This window comes from Streptomyces sp. NPDC055078, assembly GCF_053607985.1.
On sequence record NZ_JBSGUP010001076.1, the window covers coordinates 1 to 1591 of the forward strand.

At 68.2% G+C, this 1591-nt stretch carries 2 protein-coding genes; both read right to left on the reverse strand.

Going from position 1 to position 1591, the window contains the following annotated elements:
• Positions 1–49: 49 nt before the first annotated feature.
• A complete protein-coding gene (locus ACWF94_RS40245; protein WP_453500220.1) occupies positions 50–733 on the reverse strand; it encodes a TetR/AcrR family transcriptional regulator in 684 nt (227 codons plus the stop codon).
• A gap of 462 nt (positions 734–1195) precedes the next feature.
• Positions 1196–1348: an SCO1431 family membrane protein gene (locus ACWF94_RS40250; protein WP_453500222.1), complete on the reverse strand. Its 153-nt coding sequence runs from the start codon at positions 1346–1348 to the stop codon at positions 1196–1198.
• Positions 1349–1591: the final 243 nt, after the last annotated feature.

Here is a 1591-nt window from a genome sequence, read left to right on the forward strand (position 1 = left end):
GCCCCGCCGTTCCCGCCCCCGACCGCCCCCGACCGCCCGGAGGACGCCCTCAGCCCTCCGCCGCGGCGGGCTGGGGCGTGGGGGACCGCGACCGCCCGCTCGGTGGCTGTGGGCAGGTCGGCTCGAATTCCTCGATGGTCGCGAGGGTGGCGCGCAGCAGCCGCATCAACAGCGCGCAGACCAGTTCCCGGTCCAGTTCCTGGCGCCCGAGCCAGTCGAGGGTGATCTGCTCCACCCCGCTGAGCCAGCCGAGCAGGGCGAGCCGGGCGAGCACGGGAATGTCACCCCTGCCGTACGCGCCGTCGGCGATAGCGGTGACCAGTTCCTCGCGCACCGTGTCCCGTATCGACTGCACATCGGTGTCGAATCCGACACCTCCGGTGACGATGGTGCGGAACGCGGCCTCATGGTTCTGGGCATAGCGCAGATATCCGTCCACCGTCCGCCGTATCCGCTGGGCGCGGGGCAGATCGGCGTGATCGACGGCGCGCGACACGAGATCGGCCACCGAGTCCTCGATGATGGCGAGGTAGTAACCACGCTTGCTCTTGAAGTAGTAGTAGATCAGCCCCTTCGCAACCCCGGCGTGCTTCGCGATGTCGTCCATCGACAGAGCGTCATACGACGTGTCGGCAAACAACTTCCGCCCGGTCGCGATGAGTTCAACACGGCGGACCTGGGATCTTTCGGTCCGGGATCTTTCGGTCAAACCGCGCCGTTCACCAGTATTCAATTCATGCCCTTGTCTCAAACTGGCACAGGATCTTCGCAGTATGGCAGACCGGCAAAAGCCCATTCACGAGTGCTTCATCGATGGCCGAGAGTTCGTCGATCCGTTTCCGCCACTACACCGATATATCGAGACACAACGGAAAGTCTTTACCCATGCGCATATCTGAACTGAACGATCCGGGCGCGCTCGCATTTCAGCTGCCGGCCTATACGGAGCGCCTCCCCTATGGATAGCCGCCCCATGGGAACCGCGTATTTGCGCCTGTTTACCAGTTCCGGGCAGAAAATTCCGGCACGCCGAGTTCTCCTGCCCATCCGGGGGCCGGCGGCCGGGGATCGGCGGCCGAATCCGGAAGGGCGGTCGGGTGGGAACGGCGCGGCCCTCGCGCGGGGCGTACGTGAATGGACGGCCCGATCCCCGCCGGGTATCCGTGCGGGTGCCCCGGGCGGCTGCCGGGAGTGGCTACAGCAGGCCGAGCTGAGTGACGAGCATCGCCAGGACCACCACGAGGGTCCAGCCGACCATGTGCTCCAGCGCGTTGGAGCGGTCCTCGGGCCCGCCGGTGCGGGCTCGGGCGGCGGCGGTGGCAGCGGTCGCGTCGGCGGTGGAGGTCATGGGCGTCTCGCTCGGTCGGCCGGGCAGTTGGAGTCGCCGGGACCGGATGTATTCAAACGGTCCCGGTGACCCGACCACAGTGCCAGCGCGGCGGCCCCGGGGGTAGAGACGCACATCACGGCCCCGGCACTCCCGGGGTCCCGGAGCGGGCGCCGGGAGACCCCGGGGCCGGGTGCCGGAAGGGCCCCGGGGTCTCATGGGGTGGCCGCGCGGCCCGAATGTGCCGTACGACACGTTCCCGCC